The sequence below is a fragment of the Luteimonas sp. Soil_C_5 genome (genome assembly GCF_057656615.1).
Window position 1 is genome coordinate 871,545 of sequence record NZ_JBDGKA010000001.1, and the last position, 20,057, is coordinate 891,601.

16 protein-coding genes and 1 riboswitch are annotated in these 20,057 nt (G+C 67.3%); of the genes, 7 read left to right on the forward strand and 9 right to left on the reverse strand.

Features of this window, described 5'->3' with window-relative positions; translation table 11 throughout:
- Positions 1-3 precede the first annotated feature (3 nt).
- Positions 4-1,221, reverse strand: a complete 1,218-nt coding sequence (locus tag AC3A5K_RS04200) for an efflux RND transporter periplasmic adaptor subunit (RefSeq protein ID WP_487616239.1) — start codon at positions 1,219-1,221, stop codon at positions 4-6.
- A gap of 260 nt (positions 1,222-1,481) precedes the next feature.
- Here AC3A5K_RS04200 and AC3A5K_RS04205 point away from each other — a divergent pair, with 260 nt between their 5' ends.
- The 3 genes from AC3A5K_RS04205 to AC3A5K_RS04215 all read left to right on the forward strand — a co-directional run bounded on the left by AC3A5K_RS04205 (position 1,482) and on the right by AC3A5K_RS04215 (position 6,722).
- Positions 1,482-2,255: a TetR/AcrR family transcriptional regulator gene (locus AC3A5K_RS04205; protein ID WP_487616240.1), complete on the forward strand. Its 774-nt coding sequence runs from the start codon at positions 1,482-1,484 to the stop codon at positions 2,253-2,255.
- Between the two features lie 11 nt (positions 2,256-2,266).
- On the forward strand, positions 2,267-3,454 hold the full coding sequence (locus AC3A5K_RS04210) for an efflux RND transporter periplasmic adaptor subunit (protein ID WP_487616241.1): 1,188 nt from the start codon (positions 2,267-2,269) through the stop codon (positions 3,452-3,454).
- 88 nt (positions 3,455-3,542) lie between these two features.
- Positions 3,543-6,722 carry an efflux RND transporter permease subunit gene (locus AC3A5K_RS04215; protein ID WP_487616242.1) on the forward strand — a complete coding sequence of 1,060 codons (3,180 nt, stop codon included), beginning with the start codon at positions 3,543-3,545 and terminating at the stop codon, positions 6,720-6,722.
- A gap of 177 nt (positions 6,723-6,899) precedes the next feature.
- Here the strand turns inward: AC3A5K_RS04215 and bioD are convergent, their stop codons facing one another.
- A complete protein-coding gene (gene bioD / locus AC3A5K_RS04220; protein ID WP_487616243.1) occupies positions 6,900-7,586 on the reverse strand; it encodes a dethiobiotin synthase in 687 nt (228 codons plus the stop codon).
- Positions 7,583-8,359 (reverse strand): TMEM175 family protein, encoded by a 777-nt coding sequence (locus AC3A5K_RS04225; protein WP_487616244.1) that lies wholly within the window; start codon positions 8,357-8,359, stop codon positions 7,583-7,585. The genes bioD and AC3A5K_RS04225 overlap by 4 nt, the downstream gene beginning before the upstream one ends.
- Between AC3A5K_RS04225 and AC3A5K_RS04230 the strand changes: the two genes are divergently transcribed.
- The 3 genes from AC3A5K_RS04230 (at position 8,358) to btuB (ending at position 11,531) form a co-directional block, all read left to right on the forward strand.
- On the forward strand, positions 8,358-8,840 hold the full coding sequence (locus tag AC3A5K_RS04230) for a GAF domain-containing protein (RefSeq protein ID WP_487616245.1): 483 nt from the start codon (positions 8,358-8,360) through the stop codon (positions 8,838-8,840). The genes AC3A5K_RS04225 and AC3A5K_RS04230 overlap by 2 nt on opposite strands.
- Positions 8,837-9,208 (forward strand): TfoX/Sxy family protein, encoded by a 372-nt coding sequence (locus AC3A5K_RS04235; RefSeq protein ID WP_487616246.1) that lies wholly within the window; start codon positions 8,837-8,839, stop codon positions 9,206-9,208. Before AC3A5K_RS04230 ends, AC3A5K_RS04235 begins: the two co-directional genes overlap by 4 nt.
- Positions 9,209-9,292: 84 nt before the next feature.
- Positions 9,293-9,519, forward strand: a riboswitch (cobalamin riboswitch).
- Between the two features lie 128 nt (positions 9,520-9,647).
- Positions 9,648-11,531 carry a TonB-dependent vitamin B12 receptor gene (gene btuB, locus AC3A5K_RS04240; RefSeq protein WP_487616247.1) on the forward strand — a complete coding sequence of 628 codons (1,884 nt, stop codon included), beginning with the start codon at positions 9,648-9,650 and terminating at the stop codon, positions 11,529-11,531.
- A 67-nt stretch (positions 11,532-11,598) separates the two neighbouring features.
- Here the strand turns inward: btuB and AC3A5K_RS04245 are convergent, their stop codons facing one another.
- Complete coding sequence (locus AC3A5K_RS04245; protein ID WP_487616248.1) at positions 11,599-11,805, reverse strand: cold-shock protein; 207 nt, start codon at positions 11,803-11,805, stop codon at positions 11,599-11,601.
- A 97-nt stretch (positions 11,806-11,902) separates the two neighbouring features.
- On the reverse strand, positions 11,903-12,658 hold the full coding sequence (locus AC3A5K_RS04250; protein ID WP_487616249.1) for an S-methyl-5'-thioinosine phosphorylase: 756 nt from the start codon (positions 12,656-12,658) through the stop codon (positions 11,903-11,905).
- Positions 12,659-13,058: 400 nt separating this feature from the next.
- Between AC3A5K_RS04250 and AC3A5K_RS04255 the strand changes: the two genes are divergently transcribed.
- Positions 13,059-16,115 (forward strand): TonB-dependent receptor, encoded by a 3,057-nt coding sequence (locus AC3A5K_RS04255; RefSeq protein ID WP_487616250.1) that lies wholly within the window; start codon positions 13,059-13,061, stop codon positions 16,113-16,115.
- Positions 16,116-16,326: 211 nt separating this feature from the next.
- On the opposite strand, the gene AC3A5K_RS04260 is transcribed toward AC3A5K_RS04255, so the two are convergent.
- The 4 genes from AC3A5K_RS04260 to rlmD form a co-directional block, all read right to left on the reverse strand.
- Positions 16,327-16,887, reverse strand: a complete 561-nt coding sequence (locus AC3A5K_RS04260) for a hypoxanthine-guanine phosphoribosyltransferase (protein WP_487616251.1) — start codon at positions 16,885-16,887, stop codon at positions 16,327-16,329.
- Positions 16,884-17,870 (reverse strand): beta-N-acetylhexosaminidase, encoded by a 987-nt coding sequence (gene nagZ, locus AC3A5K_RS04265; protein ID WP_487616252.1) that lies wholly within the window; start codon positions 17,868-17,870, stop codon positions 16,884-16,886. Before nagZ ends, AC3A5K_RS04260 begins: the two co-directional genes overlap by 4 nt.
- Positions 17,871-18,138: 268 nt before the next feature.
- A complete protein-coding gene (locus AC3A5K_RS04270) occupies positions 18,139-18,642 on the reverse strand; it encodes a CYTH domain-containing protein (protein WP_487616253.1) in 504 nt (167 codons plus the stop codon).
- Positions 18,643-18,654: 12 nt separating this feature from the next.
- Positions 18,655-19,992, reverse strand: coding sequence for a 23S rRNA (uracil(1939)-C(5))-methyltransferase RlmD (rlmD, locus tag AC3A5K_RS04275; protein ID WP_487616254.1), 1,338 nt, complete (start codon positions 19,990-19,992; stop codon positions 18,655-18,657).
- Positions 19,993-20,057 lie beyond the last annotated feature (65 nt).

Here is a 20,057-nt window from a genome sequence, read left to right on the forward strand (position 1 = left end):
GGATCAGTCCTGCGCGTCGTTCGCAGCGGGCGCCTGGCCGGCGGCATCCTGGGCCGGTGCCGCAGTCGCGTCGTCGGTCGCCGCGGGCGCACCGGCGTCGCCGGCAGGCTGGCCTGCGGGGGCCGCACCAGCGGCCGGCGCATTGGCCGCCTGTTCCGGCGTCCAGGGCTTGGGCGTCACGACCGCGTCGGGACGCGCCTTCGGCACGCCGCTGACGATCACGCGATCACCGGCCACCAGGCCGTCGGTGACGACCCACTGGCTCCCCTGCGCACGGTCGGTGCGCACAGCCTTGCGGACGACCTTGTCGCCCTCGCCCACCACCAGCACGTAGGCGCTGTTGGCATCACGCAGCACGGCGGCCTGCGGCACCAGGAACACGCCGGCCTGCTGGCCCATGTTCGCGCGCAACGTCACGTAGACGCCAGGCAGCAGGCGACGGTCCGGGTTCGGGAGCGTCGCACGCAGCTGGATCGCGCCGGACGCCGGGTCGACCACGTCGCCGGAGAAGTCCAGCGTGGCGGTCTGGTCGTGCACCGAACCGTCCGCCAGGATGATCTGGACCTGGCCACCGCCGGCCTCGCGATCGAGCGGCAGCGCGCGGATCCGGGCGAACTCGCCGGCGCTCATCGAGAAGTTGATGTACAGCGGATCGATCTGATCGACCGTGGTCAGCAGCGTGGAATCCCCCTGGCCGACCAGCGCACCTTCCGTGACCTGCTGCTTGCCGGCGCGGCCGGAAATCGGCGCACGCACGGTGGCGTAGCCGAGATTGATCTGCGCGGTCTGCGTCGATGCGCGAGCGGCCTGCAGCGCGGCTTCCGCGCTGCGCTCGGCGGCCAGCGCATTGTCGAGATCGGACTTGGAGATGAAGTTCGTCGGTGCCAGCTGGCGCGCGCGGTCCGCGGCGCTCTTGGCATTGACCGCATTGGCCTGTGCCTGCGCCTGGGCGCCCTGGGCGGTGCCCAGTGCGGCCTGCAGCTGGTCGGGATCGATGCGGAACAGCACGTCGCCTTCGTTGACGTCGCTGCCTTCCTGGTAGACGCGGCTTTCGAGTACGCCCGGCACCCGGGCGCGGACGTCGGCACTGCGGAACGGCGCCAGCCGGCCCACGAGATCCTGCTCGAGCGCGACCGTGGTCGGCTGGATCGTCAGCACCCCCACTTCCGGTGGCGGCGGTGCAGCCTGTTCCTGTTGGGGGCTGCACGCGGAAAGCGCCATGGCAAGCACGGCAAGAGGCAGGATTCGACGCATGGGGAGGACCTGGAAGAGACGAGGGGGAGTGCGGAGGGGTATTTCTATACCGGCCAGTATAGCTAATTCAGATTGCGGCTGACAGCGTGCAGAAGGTCATGCGTCTTCAACGCGGGCAGCCGGCCGATGCTTCGCCGGTGGCAGTGAGCCGGCCGTCAACGCGAACCTTGCTCACGGCGTGAACCAAGTTCATAATCTCGCGCTTCTCGCCCTGTTCAGCGAAGCGCATGCCTCCCGCCTCTCCCGTCGCCTTGCGCCGCCAGCGCGAGATCGCCCTGCGCGAACAGGCGTTCCTCGACCAGGCACAGGCGCTGATCCAGCGCGACGGACTGCTCTCGCTGCAGATGGCCCGCATCGCCGAGGAAAGCGGTTACGCGATCGGCACCCTGTACAAGCACTTCGCCAGCAAGGAAGACCTGCTGGTGGCGCTGGCCACGCGCAACTGCCTGGGCCGCGTGGAGCTGTTCGAGCGGGCCGTCCACTGGCACGGTCCGACACGCGAGAAAATGCTCGCGATCGTGCTCGCCGACATGCTGGTGATCCGCGAACAGCCCGAACACTTCCGCCTCGACCAGTTCGTCTGGACCGATGTCGTCTGGGGCGCCGCGTCGTGCGAAAGCCGGCGCCGGGCACTCGCGGCCAGCGCGCCGCTCGGTGAACTGATCGACAGCGTCGCCAGCGAAGCGCGCGCCCGCGGCGACCTGCCGGACGCCGGCCTGCACGTCAACGCGCTGACCCTGGGCCCGTGGATGATGACGCTGGGCATGCACACCCTGGCGCAGCAGCAGGGCCTGCTCGATGTCGCCCTGATCGGCGATCCGTATCGTCTGCTGATCCGGCAGCTGCAGTACCTGCTCAACGGCTACGGCTGGCAGCCGCTGTTCGACGCCGACGACGATGCCGCGCTTGACTCCCTGATCGAACGGGTCAGCCGCGACGTCTTCCAGACCAGCTGGGACAGCATCGCGCCCGATCTCCCGCCTCCCCTTCCTCTTCCCTGACGGACCTTCCCATGGCCAGGACTTCCTCCGAGCGCGCGCCGCGCCCCCGACTCCGCATGTTCATCGTGCTGCTGGCCACCTTCGTGGTGTTCGGCGGTGTGTTCGCCGCGAAGGCCCTGATGGGCCGCGGCATGAACGAGTTCTTCGACAACATGCCGCAGCCGGCGGTGGCCATCACCACGTTCGATGCCAAAGAGCAGACCTGGCGCACGGGCCTGGAAGCGGTCGGCACGCTGGTCGCCGTCAATGGCACCGACGTCACCACCGAAGCCGGCGGCGTCGTGCGCAAGCTGTCGTTCGAGGCCGGCCAGCCGGTCCGGGCGGGCACGGTGCTGGTGGAACTCAATACCGACAACGAAGTCGCCGTACTGCGCTCCAGCGAGGCCGCGGCCAAGCTGGCCGTCGTCCAGCGCGACCGCTGGGCCGAACTGGGCGCCACCCAGCTCGTCTCGCAGGCCGAAGTGGAGGAACGCGCCACGCAGGCGGCGACTTCGCTGGCCCAGGTCGAGGCGCAGCGCGCCCTGATCGCGCAGAAGACCATCCGCGCCCCGTTCGACGGCGTGCTCGGCATCCGCAAGGTCAACCTGGGCGAGTTCGTGTCGCCGGGTACGCCGATCGTCAGCCTGCAGTCGCTGGATCCGATCTATCTCGACTTCTCGCTGCCCGAGCAGCAGTTGCCGATGATCCGCGAGGGCGCGACGGTCAAGGCCGGCATCGACGCCCTGCCCGGCGAATCCTTCGAGGGCACGATCACCGCGATCGAACCTTCGGTCGATCCGACCACGCGCAACTTCCGCATCCAGGCCACGCTGGCCAATCCCGACGGCCGCCTGCGTCCGGGCACGTTCGCGCGCGTCGGGCTGGACACCGGCGAGGACCAGAAGACCGTCGTGATCCCGCAGACCGCGGTGACCTTCAATCCCTACGGCAATGCGGTCTACGTGGTCACCGAGAAGCCCGCCGCCGAAGGCGCGAAGACCGAGGACGGCACGCCTGCGGGCCCGACGCTCGTCGTGCGCCAGCGCTTCGTGCAGACCGGCGCGGCCCGCGGCGACCTGATCGCGGTGACCGAGGGCCTCGAGCCGGGCGAGCGCGTCGCGACCAGCGGTCTGCTGAAGCTGCGCAACGACGCCGAAGTGACGATCAACAACCGCGTGCAGCCGAGCGCGGACGCCGCGCCGACGCCCGAAAACCGCTGATGCGCATGCGGGGCGTGCGGCCGCCAGCCGGCGCCGCTGCCCCGCCCCCTTTGCCGGATCCCGCGCCTGACGCGGGACGGAGATCCCGATGAAATTCACCGACATCTTCATCAACAAGCCCGTGCTGGCGATCGTCGTCAGCCTCTTCATCCTGCTGTTCGGCCTGCGCGCGTTCTCCGAGCTCAACGTGCGCCAGTACCCCGAGCTGCAGAATGCGGTGGTCAACGTCAGCACCACGTACTTCGGTGCCGACGCCGACCTGATCCAGGGCTTCATCACCACGCCGCTGGAACGCGAGGTCGCCAGCGCCGAGGGTATCGACTACATCACCTCCACCAGCTCGGCCGGCGTCAGCATCATCCAGGCCTATATCCGCCTGGACTACGACCCGAACGAAGCGCTCACGCAGATCGCGGCCAAGGTCAACAAGCTGCGCAGCGAACTGCCCGCGGAATCGGAAGACCCGGTCATCGACCTGCAGCAGGGCCAGCAGGTCGCGGCGATGTACGTCTCGTTCGCCAGCGACGCGCTCAACGATAACCAGATCACCGATTACCTGACGCGCGCGGTGGAGCCGAAGATCGCGACGATTCCCGGCGTCCAGCGCGCCGAGATCATGGGCCCGGGTTCGTTCGCGATGCGCGTGTGGCTCAAACCCGATCGCATGACTGCGCTCGGCGTCACCGCCAGCGATGTGTCAACGGCGCTGCAGTCCAACAACGTGCTGTCCGCGCTGGGCTCGACCAAGGGCCAGATGGTCTCGGTCGACCTGACCGCGCGCACCGACCTGCGCACGCCCGAGGAATTCCGGGCGCTTGTCGTGCGTGAGGCCGACGGCGCGATCGTGCGCCTGGGCGACATCGCCGATGTCGTGCTGGGTTCGGAGAACTATGGTTCGTCGGTGCGCATCAACGGCGCCGCGGCGACATTCATGGGCATCTTCGTTTCGCCCGATGCGAATGCGCTCGACGTGATCGCCGAGGTGCGCAAGGCCTGGGACGAGGAGATCGTGCCGCAGCTGCCCGACGGCATCGAGGCGACGATCCCCTACGACAGCACCGAATCCATCCAGGACGGCATCAACGAGGTCATCCGCACGATCATCGAAGCGGTGATCATCGTCATCGTGGTGATCTACCTGTTCCTCGGCTCGTTCCGCAGCGTGCTGATTCCCGCGGTCACGGTGCCGCTGTCGCTGGTCGGCGCGCTGTTCCTGATGCTGCTGATGGGCTTCACGATCAACCTGCTGACGCTGCTGGCGATGGTGCTGGCGATCGGCATCGTGGTCGACGACGCGATCATCGTGCTGGAGAACATCCACCGCCACATCGAGGACGGCATGTCGCCGCACGATGCCGCGATCCGCGGCGCGCGCGAACTGGCCTGGCCGGTGGTCGCGATGACCACGACGCTGATCGCGGTGTACCTGCCGATCGGCTTCCAGGGCGGCCTGACCGGCGTGCTGTTCACCGAGTTCGCGTTCACCCTGGCGGGCGCGGTGTTCCTGTCGGGCATCATCGCGCTGACGCTGACACCGATGATGTGCGCGAAGATCCTCAAGCCGCACGGCGAGCACACCAAGAGCCGGCTCGAGCAGTGGCTCGACCGCCGCTTCGATTCGCTGCAGCAGGGCTACCAGCGCAAGCTGCACAGCGCCTTGCAGACGCGTGGCGTGATCCTGGTGTTTGGCGCCATCGTGCTGGTGTCGTGCGCCTTCCTGTACATGGGCGCGCCCAAGGAACCCGCACCAGTCGAGGACGAAGGTTTCGTGTTCGCGATCGGTAGCGCCGATGCGGCGAGCACGCTCGACTACGTCGAGTCGTACACCGAGGAGATGACCGCGATCGTCGCCGACATTCCGGAGATCAACGACTTCTTCCTGTTCAACGGCGGCATGGGTGGCATGGGCGGCAGCAACAGTGCGATGGGCGGCTTCGTCATGAAGCCGTGGAGCCAGCGCGACCGCTCGACCAACCAGATCCTGCAGCAGGACCTGCAGCCCAAGCTCGCCGAGATCACCGGCCTGAACATCTTCGCGCTGGTGCCGCCGTCGTTGCCGTCGGCCGGTGGCGACGGCGGTGGTGAGTTCCTGATCGGCGGCATCGGTTCGCTGGAACAGCTCAACGAGCTGGCCGACCAGGTCGTCGCCCGCGCGCAGGAGAGCAGCCGCTTCATCTTCCTCGACAAGGATCTGAAGATCGACAAGCCGCGTGTGGAAGTGCAGATCGACCGCGACAAGGCGGCGCTGCTCGGCATCGACATGCGCACGCTGGCGGCGGACATGAGCGCGCTGCTGGCCGGCGGCTACGTCAACCGGTTCGCGATGGAGAACCGCTCTTATCGCGTGATCCCGCAGGTGCAGCGCAGCGACCGGCTCAACGCCGAGCAGCTGGGCAACTACTACACCCGCACCCGCGACGGCGAACTGATTCCGCTGTCGACGGTGATCACGCTGGAGGAAAGCGCGCAGCCGCAGTCGCTCAAGCGCTTCCAGCAGCTCAACGCGGTGGGCATCACCTTCATGCCGCGCCCCGGCGTGACCAAGGGCGAAGCGCTGCGCGTGCTCGACGAGATTGCCGCCGACGTGCTGCCGCAGGGCTACAGCGTCGACTACGCCGGTGAGTCGCGGCAGTTCAAGCAGGAAGGCACGACGATGCTGATCACGCTGGCCTTCGCGCTGATCATCATCTTCCTGGTGCTGGCGGCGCAGTTCGAGAGCTTCCGCGATGCGGTAATCATGCTGATGACCGTGCCGATGGCGATCAGCGGTGCGCTGCTGGTGGTGAATGCGCTGGCGCTGCTCTCGGGCATCCTGCAGTTCGCCGGCATCGAGGCCTTCCCCGGCATGTCGATCAACATCTACACCCAGGTCGGTCTGGTGACCCTGGTCGGCGTGATCTCCAAGCACGGCATCCTGATCGTGGAGTTCGCCAACAAGCTGCAGCGCGAACAGGGCCTGAGCAAGGCCGAAGCGATCGAGCAGGCCTCGGCGATCCGCCTGCGGCCGGTGCTGATGACCACGGCCGCCCTGGTGTTCGCGATGGTGCCGCTGCTGATCGCCAGCGGCCCGGGCGCCGCGGCGCGATTCTCGATGGGCACCGTGATCGCGTCAGGCATGGCGATCGGCACGGCGTTCACCCTGTTCGTGCTGCCGGCGTTCTACCTGCTGATCGCACGCGACCACAGCCATGATCGCGACACGACCGCAGCATCGCCGGCGGACCATCGCGACGACGACGGTCTGGCCCCGGCGCCGCAAGGGCACTGAGGTCCCGCGACACTGGGACGGACACAGGCGCAGCTTCGGCTGCGCCTGTTTTTTTTTAGAGATCGACACCGATCTGATTGGCGATGACGCGCTGCATCGCAGTGGACTTATGTCAGGCGCGAGACGGCGACTCGCGCGGATCGATGCCGCGCAGCGCGACACACGGGGCACTGCCCGTCAGAGCGTGGCGAGCCAGTCCGGATCGAGCGTCAGCCGCGCGGGCGCAGCGTCCGCGTCTGCGACGAACGGCAGCACGCCCAGACACGGTGCGGGCAATGCGTCCGTCAGCAGGCCGACGTAATCGTCCGCGCGTGCGAACTGCGGATCGATGCGGTTGCCGATCCATCCGACCAGCCGGCAGCCGTCGGCCTCGATCGCGCGCGCGGTCAGTCGCGCATGGCTCAGGCACCCCAACCTGATCCCGACCACCAGCACTACGGCACCGCCGAGCTGCCGCGCCAGATCCTGGTGCTCGAGGCCTTCGGCCAACGGCGCATCCCAGCCGCCGGCGCCTTCCACCAGCACGATATCGGCGCCTGCCGCGAGCCGCGCGTGTGCGGCATACAGATGCGCGACATCGACGCGCACGCCTGCCGCGATCGCGGCCAGTGTCGGTGCCGTCGGCTCCGGCAACGCGACCGGATTGATGTCGGCATAGTCCGGCCGCGGATCGCTGGCCGCCTGCAGCGCCAGCGCGTCTTCGTTTCGCCAGCGCCCGTCGATCCAGTCGCAGCCGCTGGCGATCGGTTTCATGCCGACCGCGCGCAGGCCGGCGCCGCGCAGCGCGTGCAGCAGCGCGACGCTCGAATGGGTCTTGCCGATGCCGGTATCGGTCCCGGTCACCAGCACGGTGCGCGTGCTCATCCCGCCTCCGTCGCGGCGCGCACGCGCGCCAGCTCACGCGCACTGCGCAGGCCGTACCACGGCATCAGCACCGCGAGCGTGCAGTAGATGATGCCCGGCAGGCCCTGCCAGACACTGGCGGCCGGCATCGGCAACAGCGCGAGCACGATCGACAGCGCGCACGGAATCATCAGCCACAGCATCGCGCCGGCATCCTGGCGCAGCAGGCAGCGCTCCACCGGATCCAGTTCCAACACGTCGGCGCGCGCGAGCGCGTGCCGGTTGAGCAGTGCGATGACACTGCACATCGCCGCGAAACCGAGTCCGTAGATCACGTACAGGCTGCGGAACGCGCCGGCCCCGAAATCGATCGGCATCGGCGACGGCGCCCAACCCGCGGTCAGGAAATGCAGCGAGATGCCCATGATCAGGCGCAGCGGATAAACGTACAGCAGCGCCACCGCGATCAGTGCGAGTCCGAGCGTGGTCACGCGCGCATCGGCCAACCCGGTGCGGCGGCTGAAGCGATGGTGTGACGCCCAGAACATCGCCAGGATCGCGAAGCCGGCGATGAAGGCCGGTGCGCGCCGCAGGGCCTCGTGCAGCTCCGGCATGCTGGCCGGCATCGCGTCGAAGGACACGACCAGCAGCGTCACCGCGAACGCGAACGCGGCATCGACGAACGTCTCCAGGCGCGAGGCCTGCATTCCGCGGAGACGGAAGCCGTCGCCATCGCGCGGCAGGCCATCCAGCCGGTCTGGCCCCTGGGGGGCCGCTGCTACACTCCGCGACATGTTCACCTCATCTGCCCTGACCGGCACCAAGCCCGAACAGTATGCCGCGCTCGCCGCGCAGGCCCGCGGCCTGCTGCATGGCGAAACGGACCGGATCGCGAATGCGGCCAATCTTTCGGCCCTGGTCTACCACGCGCTGCCGGACCTCAACTGGGTCGGGTTCTATCTCTATGACGGCACCGAGCTGGTCGTCGGCCCGTTCCAGGGCCTGCCAGCCTGTGTGCGCATCCCGCTCGACAAGGGCGTCTGCGGCGCTGCGGCGCGCACCCGGCAGACCCAGCGCGTCGATGACGTGCATGCCTTCCCGGGCCATATCGCCTGCGACGGCGCGACCCGGTCGGAACTCGTCGTGCCGCTGTTCGACGGCGCAAAGCTGATCGGCGTGTTCGATCTCGACAGCCCCCTGCCCGCGCGCTTCGACGCCGACGACCAGACCGGGCTGGAAGCCATCGCCGCACTGTTCGTCGAGACGCTGCGGTGAGCCTGTCCGACCTGCGCAACATCGGCCCGAAATCCGCGGCCTGGTTGCGACAGGTGGGCGTGCGCACGCGTGAGGATCTCGAGGCCGCCGGACCACTGGACGCGTTCATGCGCGTGCGCCGCGCCGGCTTCAAGCCCAGCCTCAACCTGCTGTACTCGCTCGAGGGCGCCCTGCGCGGCTGTCACTGGCAGGATGTGCCCGAAGACCGGCGCCATGCACTGGTGCAGGCCGCCGAAGCAGCCATCGCGCAGTTGCCCGACCCGCGTGGCCGCCCCGCGGCGGGACCGGTGACGACGACCGTGCACCAGGCGCCGACCGATGCATCGGACGCGCCGCTCGATCGCCTGTTCGATCGCAACGACGACTGAGCCCTCGTCATGACGCATCGATGCGTCGCGTCGATGGCCACCCGCCTCTTGCGGCGCCCGGGTCCAACGCCGGCGGCTGACGTACAATCCCGCCTGCTTCGAGGTGATCCCCCGGCATTCGTCCGGCGGATTGAAACGGGAAGCCGGTGACGACGGTCGCAATGCGACCTCCATTCCGGCACTGCCCCCGCAACGGTAAGCGTGTACAAGGCGTCGCATCCGCCACTGTGCTCCGGCACGGGAAGGCGCGACGCCCGGGCCCCTGCGGCCCACGCGCGAGTCCGGAGACCGGCCCCGAAGTCCACTGATTGCGATGCGGCGGGCATTGCGGCGGCGTTCCGGGCACCTGGTGTCCGGACGGCAGCCGTGTCCGTCCTGCGCGATCTCCATGACCGAGCCGTCGCATGTGCGTGGGTGCACGTGCGCCAAGGAGACAGCAATGCCGTTCCGTACCCTGACCGTGGCGATCGTCGCCGCCCTTGTCTCGCCCGTCGTCGGCGCGGCGACTGCCGCCGATTCGCGCGAACTCGACACCGTGCTCGTCACCGCCAACCGCAGCGCAAGCACGCTCGGCGACACCATCGTGCCGGCCCAGGTCATCGACCGCGCCGAAATCGAACGCACCCAGGCGCGCGACCTGCCCGAACTGCTGCGCGGTCGCGCCGGCATCCAGATCGGCAACTCCGGTGGTCCAGGCAAGCAGACCTCGATCTTCATGCGCGGCAGCGAATCCGACCATGTGCTGGTGCTGGTCGATGGCGTGCGCATCGGTTCGGCGACCGCCGGCCTCGCCGCATTCCAGGACATTCCGGTCGACCAGATCGAGCGGGTCGAAATCGTCCGCGGTCCGCGCTCCAGCCTCTACGGCTCGGAAGCCATCGGCGGCGTCATCCAGATCTTCACCCGCCGCAACACCGGCGCGATCAGCCCGCACGCGCGCATCGGCGTGGGCAGCCATGACCTGCGCGAAGCCAGCGCCGGCATCGGTGGCCGCGCCGGCCGCGGCTGGTTCGGCGTCGATGCCGCATTCCAGCGCACCGACGGCATCGACGCCTGTCGGGGCCGCGGTCCATTGAACGGCGACTTCGGCGCCGGTTGCTCGGTCGACGAGCCCGACCGCGACGGCTACCGCAATCTGTCGCTCAATCTGCGTGGCGGGGTGGAACTCGCCGACGGTCTCAGCCTCGAAGGCAACGCGCTGCATGCCGACGCCTTCAACGAATATGACGGTGGCCCCTTCGGCGGCAACGAAGCCGACATCGTGCAGCAGGTCGTTGGCGGCAAGCTGACCTACGCCCCATCGGACGCTGTGCGTCTGACCGCGCAGGCCGGTCGCAACTACGACAAGGCAAAGAACTACTACCGCGACCAGGACACGCTGGAACGCAGCGACGTCAGCCGGTTCGACACCCGGCGCGACACCGCCTCGTTGCAGGCCGACATCGGCCTTGCGCCGATGCAGCGGTTTACGCTCGGCTTCGACTGGATGTCCGACAACGTCGAAAGCACGACCGATTACGCTTTGACCTCGCGCGACAACTTCGCCGTGTTCTCCGATTACACGGCACGCTTCGGTGCGCACCGCGTGCAGGCCGGTGTGCGTCACGACGACAACGAGCAGTTCGGTGGCCACACCACCGGCAGCCTCGGTTGGGGTCTGGACCTCGACCACGGCCTGCGTCTCAACGCCAGCGCCGCGACCAGCTTCAAGGCGCCGACGTTCAACGATCTCTACTTCCCGTGGGGCAGTGGCAATCCGGATCTCGAGCCCGAACGTGCGAAGACCGCCAACCTCGGCCTCGCGCAGTACGGCGACAACTGGAACTGGTCGATCAACGCGTTCGAAAGCCGCGTCGACGATCTGATCTTCCTCGACAGCAACTTCGTCCCGCAGAACATCCAGGAAGCCCGCATCCGCGGCGCCGAACTGACGTTCGCGACCACGCTCGCCGGCTTCGACCTGTCGACCGAACTGAGCCACGTCGATCCGCGCGACCGCAGCGACAACGCCAACAACGGCAACCTGCTCGCCCGTCGTGCGCGCAACAGCGGCCGTCTCGACATCGACCGCAGCTTCGGCGATTTCCGCATCGGCACCACGCTGCGCGCCAGCAGCAGCCGCTACGACAACGCCGCCAATACGGTGCGCGTCGCCGGCCACGGCACGCTGGACCTGCGCGCCGCGTGGGCGTTCAACCCCGACTGGACGCTGGAAGCCCGCGCGACCAACGTGTTCGACAAAAACTACGAGACCGTGAACTGGTATTACCAGCCGGGTCGCGAGTACGGTCTGGCGCTGCGCTGGTCGCCGGTCACGCGCTGACGCATCTCGATCGTCCACGAAAAAGCCCCGCATTCGCGGGGCTTTTTTGTTGTCAGGTATCGTCGACTCAGGCGGCGGGTGCAACCCCGCTGGCCTGGGCGCCCTTGGGCCCCTGGGTCACCTCGTAACTGACGCGCTGCCCCTCCTGCAGCGAACGGAAGCCCGTCGAGGTGATCGACGAGTAATGCACGAAGACGTCCGCGCTCCCGTCCTCGGGCGCAATGAAACCGAATCCCTTCGCATCGTTGAACCACTTCACTGTGCCGTATTGCATGAACGTCTGACCTCGTCTGGATACGTGATGGCCGACCGGGCATGCAAGGCGCCCGGCCGGCGTCCCGAGTATGCAAAGCAATCGCGACGCCGCGCAATCACCGGGCCAGCAGTGCGCGCAGCAGCAGCGGAATACCGGACGATGCAGCGGCGACATTGGCGAGCACGTCGTCGAACGTGATCACTTCGTCCACCTGCGGGCCGGCGCCGGCCGCCCAGTTGGCGACGATGGCCAGACACGCGTAATCGAGTTCCAGTTCGCGTGCCAGTCCGGCCTCGGGCATGCCGGTCATGCCCACGAGATCGCAGCCGTCCCGGCGCATCCGGGCGATTTCCGCACGGGTTTCCAGCCGCGGCCCCTGGGTCGCGCCATAACAACCGTCTCCCACAAGATCGACGCCGGCGGCGCGCGCAGCGTCGAGGACCTCGCGCCGGAGCCCGGGCGTATAGGGATCGCCGAAGTCGACATGCAGGACATCGGTGCCCGGCTCCTCGCAGAACGTCGACACCCGGCCCCAGGTGTAGTCGATCAACTGGTCCGGACAGGCCAGCACCCGCGGACCGAACCGTTCGGTGATGCCGCCGACCGTATTCAGGGCCAGCACCCGCTTCGCACCCAGCGCCTGCAGCGCCGACAGGTTGGCGCGGTAGTTCACCTGGTGCGGCGGGACCGAATGGCCCTCGCCATGACGCGCGAGGAACGCGACGCGCCTGCCGTCCAATGTGCCGACACGCACCGGCCCCGACAACGCGCCGTATCGCGTGACCGGCTGGTGCGGTTCGACGTCCTGCAGATCGGCCAGTTGGTAGAGGCCGGTGCCGCCGATCACGGCGAAATCGATATCGAGAGTCATGAGGGGTCGCGGGTGCTGTGGACTAGCGTCCATTGTCCGATGTGCAGGCGTCCGAGGCACGTTTTCGCGCAAAACCGCGCACACGATCCTCATGACCTGCCTGGGACCGCGTTGATGGTCACTTCGCAGAGACTCGTCATTCAGCTTTCAAGGCCTATCCATCAGCCCCGCTCCCTGACAAACCCAACGTCCTCCGCATTCATAAAATTCTTTACCACAAAGTCGGGTAACCCTCTTTACAAGCGGAAATCGTTGATCAATCTTTCGTAAACCTAGCGTTAGTTTTTCGTTCAGAAACGTCGACGCATCACAGAAATGCGCGGGCGTACTGCAGACGGTAGGGGGCGTCCGAGCCGGAATCGGCCGGAATCAACATTTCCCTCAGTTGGAAACCCGAAACATGACTCGTCGAGTCCATCGTTCACTGACCAAGCAGCTCAAGTACAGCGCTCTGACCATCGCGCTGGGGATGTGTGTCGCAGGCGGCGCGCACGCGCAGCGCGCCGTGGGATCGATTTTCGGCAACGGAGAGCCAGGCGCGACCATCACCATCCAGAACCCGCAGACGGGTCTGAGCCGTTCGATCACGGCCGCCAACGATGGCCGTTTCAGCTTTGCCCAGTTGCCGGCCGGTCGATATGTGGTCACCAGTGATGGCCAGCGTCGCGAAGTCGAGGTCAAGATCGGCACGGGTTCGCAGGTGGCCTTCACCGGCCCCGCCAGCAGCGGCAGCGCGACCGACCTCGGCACGGTCGAGGTACGGGGCACACGCGCCTTCAATCCGATCGATGTGTCGTCGGTCGAGTCGAATGCGGTGTTCACCGCCGACCAGCTGCGCACGTTGCCGGTCGCGAGCGACGTTTCGTCGGTCGCCCTGCTCGCGCCGGGCACGGTCCGCGGCGACACGGGCCTGGGCGGCGGCAATCTGGCCTCGTTCGGCGGTTCGTCAGTCGCCGAGAACGGCTACTACATCAACGGCTTCGACGTGACCAACATGCGCACGTTCCTGTCGTTCGCCGACACGCCGTTCCAGAGCATCGCGCAGCAGCAGGTCAAGACCGGCGGCTACGGTGCCGAGTATGGTCGCTCGCTGGGCGGCATCATCAGCATCGTGACCAAGTCGGGCTCGAACGATTTCCACTACGGCGGCACCGTGGAATGGGAACCGGAATGGGCGCGCGCTTCGGGTCGGGACGTGCGGCAACGTGATCCGGATGCGCCGAACCCGCTGTACCAGTACCGCAGCGACAACGAGTCCGCCAGCACGGTGTACACGGCCTATGCCAGCGGTCCCATCATCCGCGACAAGCTGTTCTTCTTCGCCCTCGCCGAGGGCCGCAACGACACCACGGATACCTATAACGCCCTTACGAGCGAAAGCACCCGGAACACCAGTCCACAGGGCATGCTGAAGCTGGACTGGTACATCAACGACCGCAACCTGCTGGAATTCACCGGCATCTACAACCAGGGCAAGACGAAGTACCGCACGTTCGAAAACGAACTTACCGCGGACGACGAGCCGCGATACAACGTCGGAAGTCACGAGACCCAGACCGACGAATACGAGATCGAAACCGGCGGCAAGGTCGGCATCCTCAAGTACACGGCGTACGTGAGCGACAACTTCACCGTGTCGGGCCAGTACGGCTACCTGAGCAACCTGATCTCCTCCCGCCTGCCGGCGGCCGGTGCAGGCTCGGAATGCCCCTGGGCCTACAGCTTCGGCCTCACCACCGGCACTTTGGAGCGCTACATCGGCTGTAACCCCGGCACGATCACCACGATTCCGGATCTGGATGCGCCGCCGGACGAAGACGTGCGCAAGGCGTTCCGCGTGGATGCCGAGTGGGTACTCGGTGATCACCGTGTGCGCTTCGGTGTCGACCACGATTCGTATGACTCGAGCCATCGCGGCCAGACCTACGCGGGCGGCATCAACTGGGCCTACTACCTCGTGCCGGCGAACTCCAACGCTACCGGTGCATTCGCAGGCCAGCCGGGACGCACGGTGAACGGCACGCTCGTGCCGCGCGGCGCGCGCTATGCACGCTCGCGTGACTTCCAGAGCAGCAGTTCGAGTTACGAGAACATCAACAGCGCGATCTACCTCGAAGACAACTGGCAGATCACGGACAACTTCCTCGCCTATCTCGGCCTGCGCGGCGAGAAGTTCGAAAGCCGCAACGGTGACGGCATTGCCTGGGTCGAATCCGATTACGAGATCGCGCCGCGTCTGGGCTTCTCCTGGGATGCGAACGGCGACGGCAGCCTGAAGATGTTCGGCACGCTGGGCCGGTACTACATCCCGGTGGCCACCAACTCGAGCATCCGTGCAACGGGCGCGGAATCCACCGTGTCCAACTGGTACTACGTGACGGGCTGGAATGAAGCCGACGGCCGCCCTGTGGGTCAGGGCGCGCAGATCGGCGATACCCAGACCAACGGCTCGCTGGTCGCGCCGGATCCGGCCTCGGTCGCGTCGACCAACCTGTCGCCGATGTACCAGGACGAACTGATCCTGGGCGCGCAGATGCAGCTGACCGAGAACTGGATGCTGGGCGTGCGCGGCACGCGGCGCCAGGTCAAGTCCGGCATGGACGACACCTGCCAGACCAATCCCTGGATCGAATGGGCGGCCGACAACGGCTTCGACGATTTCGACCCGGGCTCGGTGCCGTCCTGCTACTTCGTCAATCCCGGTGAGGACGCCATCCTCAGCGTCGACGTGGACGGCGACGGCACGCTGGAACTGGCGACCCTGCCGGCGTCGTACCTCGGCCTGCCGCGGTACAAGCGCAACTACTCCGCGATCGAGCTGTTCTGGGAGCGCACCGGCGAGCGGTTCAATTTCCAGGGTTCGTACACGATCTCCAAGACGCGCGGCAACGTCGAGGGCTACGTCAATTCCACGCTGGAACAGGAAGATGCAGGCCTGACCCAGGACTTCGACCACCCGCTGTTCACGGACGGCACCTATGGCCCGACGCCGAACGATCGTCTGCATTCGCTCAAGCTGTTCGGTGCCTACCGGATCGCCGAGGAATGGCAGCTGGGCGGTAATCTGGTCGTGCAGTCGGGACGTCCGGTGAACTGCCAGGGCTACATCCCGCTGGAGAGCATCTCGCAGCCCGACCTGGGGACGTTCACGCCCTACAGCGGCTCCAGCTTCTACTGCCTCAACGATGCGGGCGAGCGCGAGTTGCGCCAGCGTGGCGACGAAGGTCGGACACCGTGGGCGTGGACGTTCGATCTGAGCGCGTCGTATGTGCCGAACTGGGCCGACAACCGGCTGCGCCTCAAGCTCGACGTGTTCAATCTGTTCAACAACGACAAGGTCACCGAGTACAACGAGTTCAAGGAACAGTCCCGCGACAACATCAGTCCGAACTATCTGAACGACGTCAACTACCAGTCGCCGCGTCAGGCCCGTCTGACCCTGCGCTACGACTACTGATCCAGACCGCGTTGCGTTTCACTGATCCGGCCCCGTCATGGGGCCGGATTTTTATTGGGAGTCTGCCGAGGTCCTGCACGCTTCAGTCGCGCACCGCGACGCGGAGAATCACGCGACGTCGGTCATAACGGCCCAGGAGCGCAATGCCACATCCATCAGTCCGGCGCGTGACTGGGACCGATGTGTCGCGACCGGGCGCCGATGCCGCGGCTCACTCTGCCAACGCGTAGATCCCCGGCAGGTTCCGGCCCTGCTCGTGGAAATCCATGCCGAAGCCGAAGACATAGCGGTCCGGCACGCTGACGCCCGCGTAGTCGGCTTCGACGCCTTCGACGCCGCGGTCGTGTGCCTTTGTCGCCAGCACGGCGATCCGGACGTCGGTCGCGCCCTGGTCTTCGCACCAGTGCTTGACCGCCTTCAGCGTGTGACCTTCGTCGAGGATGTCGTCGACGAGCAGCACACGGCGCCCCTGCAGCGGCGTGGCCGGACGATGCAGCCAGGCCAGCCCGGAACCGGTCGTGTTGCCGCGGTAGCGCGTGGCGTGCAGATAGTCGAGTTCGAGATCGACCTCGTTCTCGCCCAGCGCGAGCGCGAGCTGCGCGGCGAACGGCATGCCGCCGTGCATGATGGTCAGGAACACCGGCGGCCGATCGTCATCGCCGTAGTCGTCCGCGATGTCGTCGGCCATCGATTCGATGGCGTCCTCCAGTGCGTCGCGGTCGAACAGCAGGTCGGCAGTGTCGAGGACGTCGTCGAGGTCGGGCACGTTCATGCGATGTCTCCAGTACGGGCGGCAGAAGTGCCGTCGGCGAGCGCGCCGTCCCAGCCGAGCGGGCCACGCCCGATCAGTCCGGCCAGCGCCATGGTGTTGAGTGCACGGCCTTCGACCGCGGCCAGTGATTCGGTCACGAGTTCGGGATGGCAGACCAGCACGACATCGCAGCCGGCGTCGAGGTGCGCGTCCACGCGCGACTTGATGCCGCCCGCCGAGAACGCAGCCGCCATGCCGATGTCGTCGGAGAAGACCACGCCGCGGAAGCCCATCTGCTCGCGCAGGATCGTGTTGATCCACAGCGGCGAATAGCCGGCCGGCTCGGGCGCGACCTGCGGGTAGACCACGTGCGCCAGCATCACCGCGTCCGCGCCGGCATCGATGCCGGCCACGAACGGCACCAGGTCGTGTGCGCGGATGTCGTCGAGGCTGCGGTTGTCGATCGCATCGTCGAAATGGGTATCCTCGCGCACCGAGCCGTGACCCGGGAAATGCTTGAGCGTCGCGGCCATGCCAGCGGCGTGCATGCCTTCGATGTAGGCACGCGTCAGCGCGGCGGCCACGTGCGGATCCTCGGAGAATGAGCGGTCGCCGATCGCGAGATTGCCGTGGCCTACGTCGACCACCGGCGCGAAACTCAGGTCCACGCCGCTTGCGCGCACTTCGTCCGCCATCAGGCGCGCATGCGCGCGGGCGGCGTCGCATGCGGCGTCGGGATCGGCCAGGTACTGCGCGCCGAATCCGGCCAGCGACGGCAGTTCGGAATACCCGTCCTGGAAGCGCTGCACGCGTCCGCCTTCCTGATCCACGCAGACCAGCTGCGGACGCGGCGCGGCGGCGCGGATCGCGGCCGACAGCTCGGCGATCTGCGCGCGCGAGGCGAAGTTGCGCTTGAACAGGATCACCCCGGCGCAGGCATCGTGCTGCAGCCAGTCGCGCTCCTGCGCGGTGAGTTCGGTGCCGGCTACGCCGATCACGAGCATTGCGGACCTCTCCAACAGACGCATCGGGCGATGCGGACGGGCATTGTCGCAGAAGCGGTGTGTCCGCCGACCGGCATGCGCGGCGCCCGGTTCATCGGCGATCTCGATCCCCAAACGCAAGGTCACGCGCGGCGACCGGCAGTATCTGTGAGGACGACGCCCGGCATCGCGCCGATGTGCGCAGCTTGAACCGCATCGCGATCATGTGCACGGGCGCTGCCTCGATGGGCGACGCATGCATCGGACGGCAGCCCGCCCTGCCCCGCCCTCAGTCGCGCTCGGTCGCGTCCCAGCGCGAGAACGGGACCGCCGCCAGCGCGAGGTTGTAATAGCGCGGCGCGTCGGTGACTTCATCGCCCAGCCAGTCGGGCCGCTCGAACGCCGCATCGGCGCTGGCGAGCTCGATCTCGGCGACCACCAGGCCGGCGTTCTCGCCCAGGAATTCGTCCACTTCCCACAGGTGCGCGCCGTGCCGCACGAGATGCCGGCGCTTCTCGACCAGGCCGCCGACGCACAGCGCCAGCAGCGCGTGGGCGTCGTCGACCGGCAACGGCAGTTCGAACTCCTGCCGGGTGTGGCCGATCGCACGCGATTTGATGTTGAGGAACGCGGCCGTGTCTTCGATGCGCACCCGCACCGAGGCGTTCTGGGCGCCGCTGGCGAGCGACGCGGCATCGTTGAGATAGCCCTGCGCCATCGGCACGACCCGGTGCGCGGCCGCGCGCCACGCCTCGGAGGTCACCCGGAACTTGCGTTCGATCTCGATGCCCATAGCTGCAAGTCCTCAGCGCTTTTCGAACAGCGCGATCGATTCGACATGCGCGGTCTGCGGAAACATGTCCATCACCCCCGCGTCCGACAACGTCCAGCCGCGCTCATTGACCAGATAGTCCGCATCGCGCGCCAGCGATGCCGGATGGCAACTGACGTAGACGATGCGTCCGAACTGCTCCAGCGGCAGCTGGCGCAGTACATCGATCGCGCCCGAGCGCGGCGGATCCAGCAGCAGCTTGTCGAAGCCCTGGCGCATCCACGCCGTGCCGCGCTGGTCCTGGGTGAGGTCGGCCGCATGGAACTGCGCGTTCGCCAGCCGATTGTGCGCGGCATTCTCCTTCGCCCGCGCCACCAGTCCGGCCTCGCCCTCGACGCCGACGACTTCGCGCACGCGCCGCGCCATCGGCAGGGTGAAGTTGCCGAGTCCGCAGAACAGATCGAGGACACGGTCGTCCGGCTGCAGATCCAGCAGCTCGAACGTGCGCGCGATCATCGCCTCGTTGAGCCGGGCATTGACCTGGATGAAATCCAGAGGCCGGAACTTCAGTTCCACCTCCCACGGCGCCAGCCGGAACGACAGCGCCGGCGCCTCTGGCCACAGCGGATGCACGGTGTCGTGCCCGCCCGGCTGCAGAAAGATCGCCATGCGATGGCGCTGGCCGAACGCCAGCAGGGCGTCGCGGTCCGAGTCGGACAGCGGCTGCAGGTGGCGCAGGACCAGGGCGATACCGTCGAAATCCGCGGTCGCATCGCCGGCGATGAATTCGATCTGCGGCAGCACGCTGCGCGCGTCCAGACCGTCCACCAGCGCCGACAGCGCGGGAATGACGGCGCCGATTTCCGGAATCACCGTGTGGCACTCGTGCAGGTCGGCGACGAAGCGCGGATCGCGCTCACGGAAGCCGACCAGGGTCTTGTCCTTCTTGTCGACCCGGCGCACCGAGAACCGTCCTTTGCGCCGGTAGCCCCAGGCGTGGTCGACCAGCGGCGCCATCCAGCGCTTCGGGGTGACGTGGCCGATGCGTTCGAAGTTCTCGCGCAGCACGTTTTCCTTGGCCAGGATCTGTTGTCCGGTCTCGAGGTGCTGCAGCACGCAGCCGCCGCATACGCCGAAATGCGCGCACCGCGGCGCGACCCGGTGTTCGGACGCGCGCAGCACCTCAAGCGTCACCGCCTCGTCGAAGCTGCGCGAACGCGCGGTGCGCTGGGCGACGACCTGTTCGCCGGGCAACGCGCCGGCCACGAACACGGCCTTGCCGTCGGGCAGTCGCGCAACACCGCGACCGTCATGGGTCAAGCCGAGGACATCGACCTGGAAGGGGGTCTGATCGAGACGTTTACGGGCCACGTGGCGAAGGCTGCGGGCGGAAAGGCCGCGTATTGTCGCAGAAGCCACCGCCACCCTGCCCTTGG

Coding starts and splice junctions, on each gene's coding strand:
- AC3A5K_RS04200 (WP_487616239.1), bottom strand. CDS start 1,221: ATGGCGCTTTCCGCGTGCAGCCCCCAACAGGAACAGGCTGCACCGCCG.
- AC3A5K_RS04205 (WP_487616240.1), top strand. CDS start 1,482: ATGCCTCCCGCCTCTCCCGTCGCCTTGCGCCGCCAGCGCGAGATCGCC.
- AC3A5K_RS04210 (WP_487616241.1), top strand. CDS start 2,267: ATGGCCAGGACTTCCTCCGAGCGCGCGCCGCGCCCCCGACTCCGCATG.
- AC3A5K_RS04215 (WP_487616242.1), top strand. CDS start 3,543: ATGAAATTCACCGACATCTTCATCAACAAGCCCGTGCTGGCGATCGTC.
- bioD (WP_487616243.1), bottom strand. CDS start 7,586: ATGAGCACGCGCACCGTGCTGGTGACCGGGACCGATACCGGCATCGGC.
- AC3A5K_RS04230 (WP_487616245.1), top strand. CDS start 8,358: ATGTTCACCTCATCTGCCCTGACCGGCACCAAGCCCGAACAGTATGCC.
- AC3A5K_RS04225 (WP_487616244.1), bottom strand. CDS start 8,359: ATGTCGCGGAGTGTAGCAGCGGCCCCCCAGGGGCCAGACCGGCTGGAT.
- btuB (WP_487616247.1), top strand. CDS start 9,648: ATGCCGTTCCGTACCCTGACCGTGGCGATCGTCGCCGCCCTTGTCTCG.
- AC3A5K_RS04245 (WP_487616248.1), bottom strand. CDS start 11,805: ATGCAATACGGCACAGTGAAGTGGTTCAACGATGCGAAGGGATTCGGT.
- AC3A5K_RS04250 (WP_487616249.1), bottom strand. CDS start 12,658: ATGACTCTCGATATCGATTTCGCCGTGATCGGCGGCACCGGCCTCTAC.
- AC3A5K_RS04255 (WP_487616250.1), top strand. CDS start 13,059: ATGACTCGTCGAGTCCATCGTTCACTGACCAAGCAGCTCAAGTACAGC.
- AC3A5K_RS04260 (WP_487616251.1), bottom strand. CDS start 16,887: ATGAACGTGCCCGACCTCGACGACGTCCTCGACACTGCCGACCTGCTG.
- nagZ (WP_487616252.1), bottom strand. CDS start 17,870: ATGCTCGTGATCGGCGTAGCCGGCACCGAACTCACCGCGCAGGAGCGC.
- AC3A5K_RS04270 (WP_487616253.1), bottom strand. CDS start 18,642: ATGGGCATCGAGATCGAACGCAAGTTCCGGGTGACCTCCGAGGCGTGG.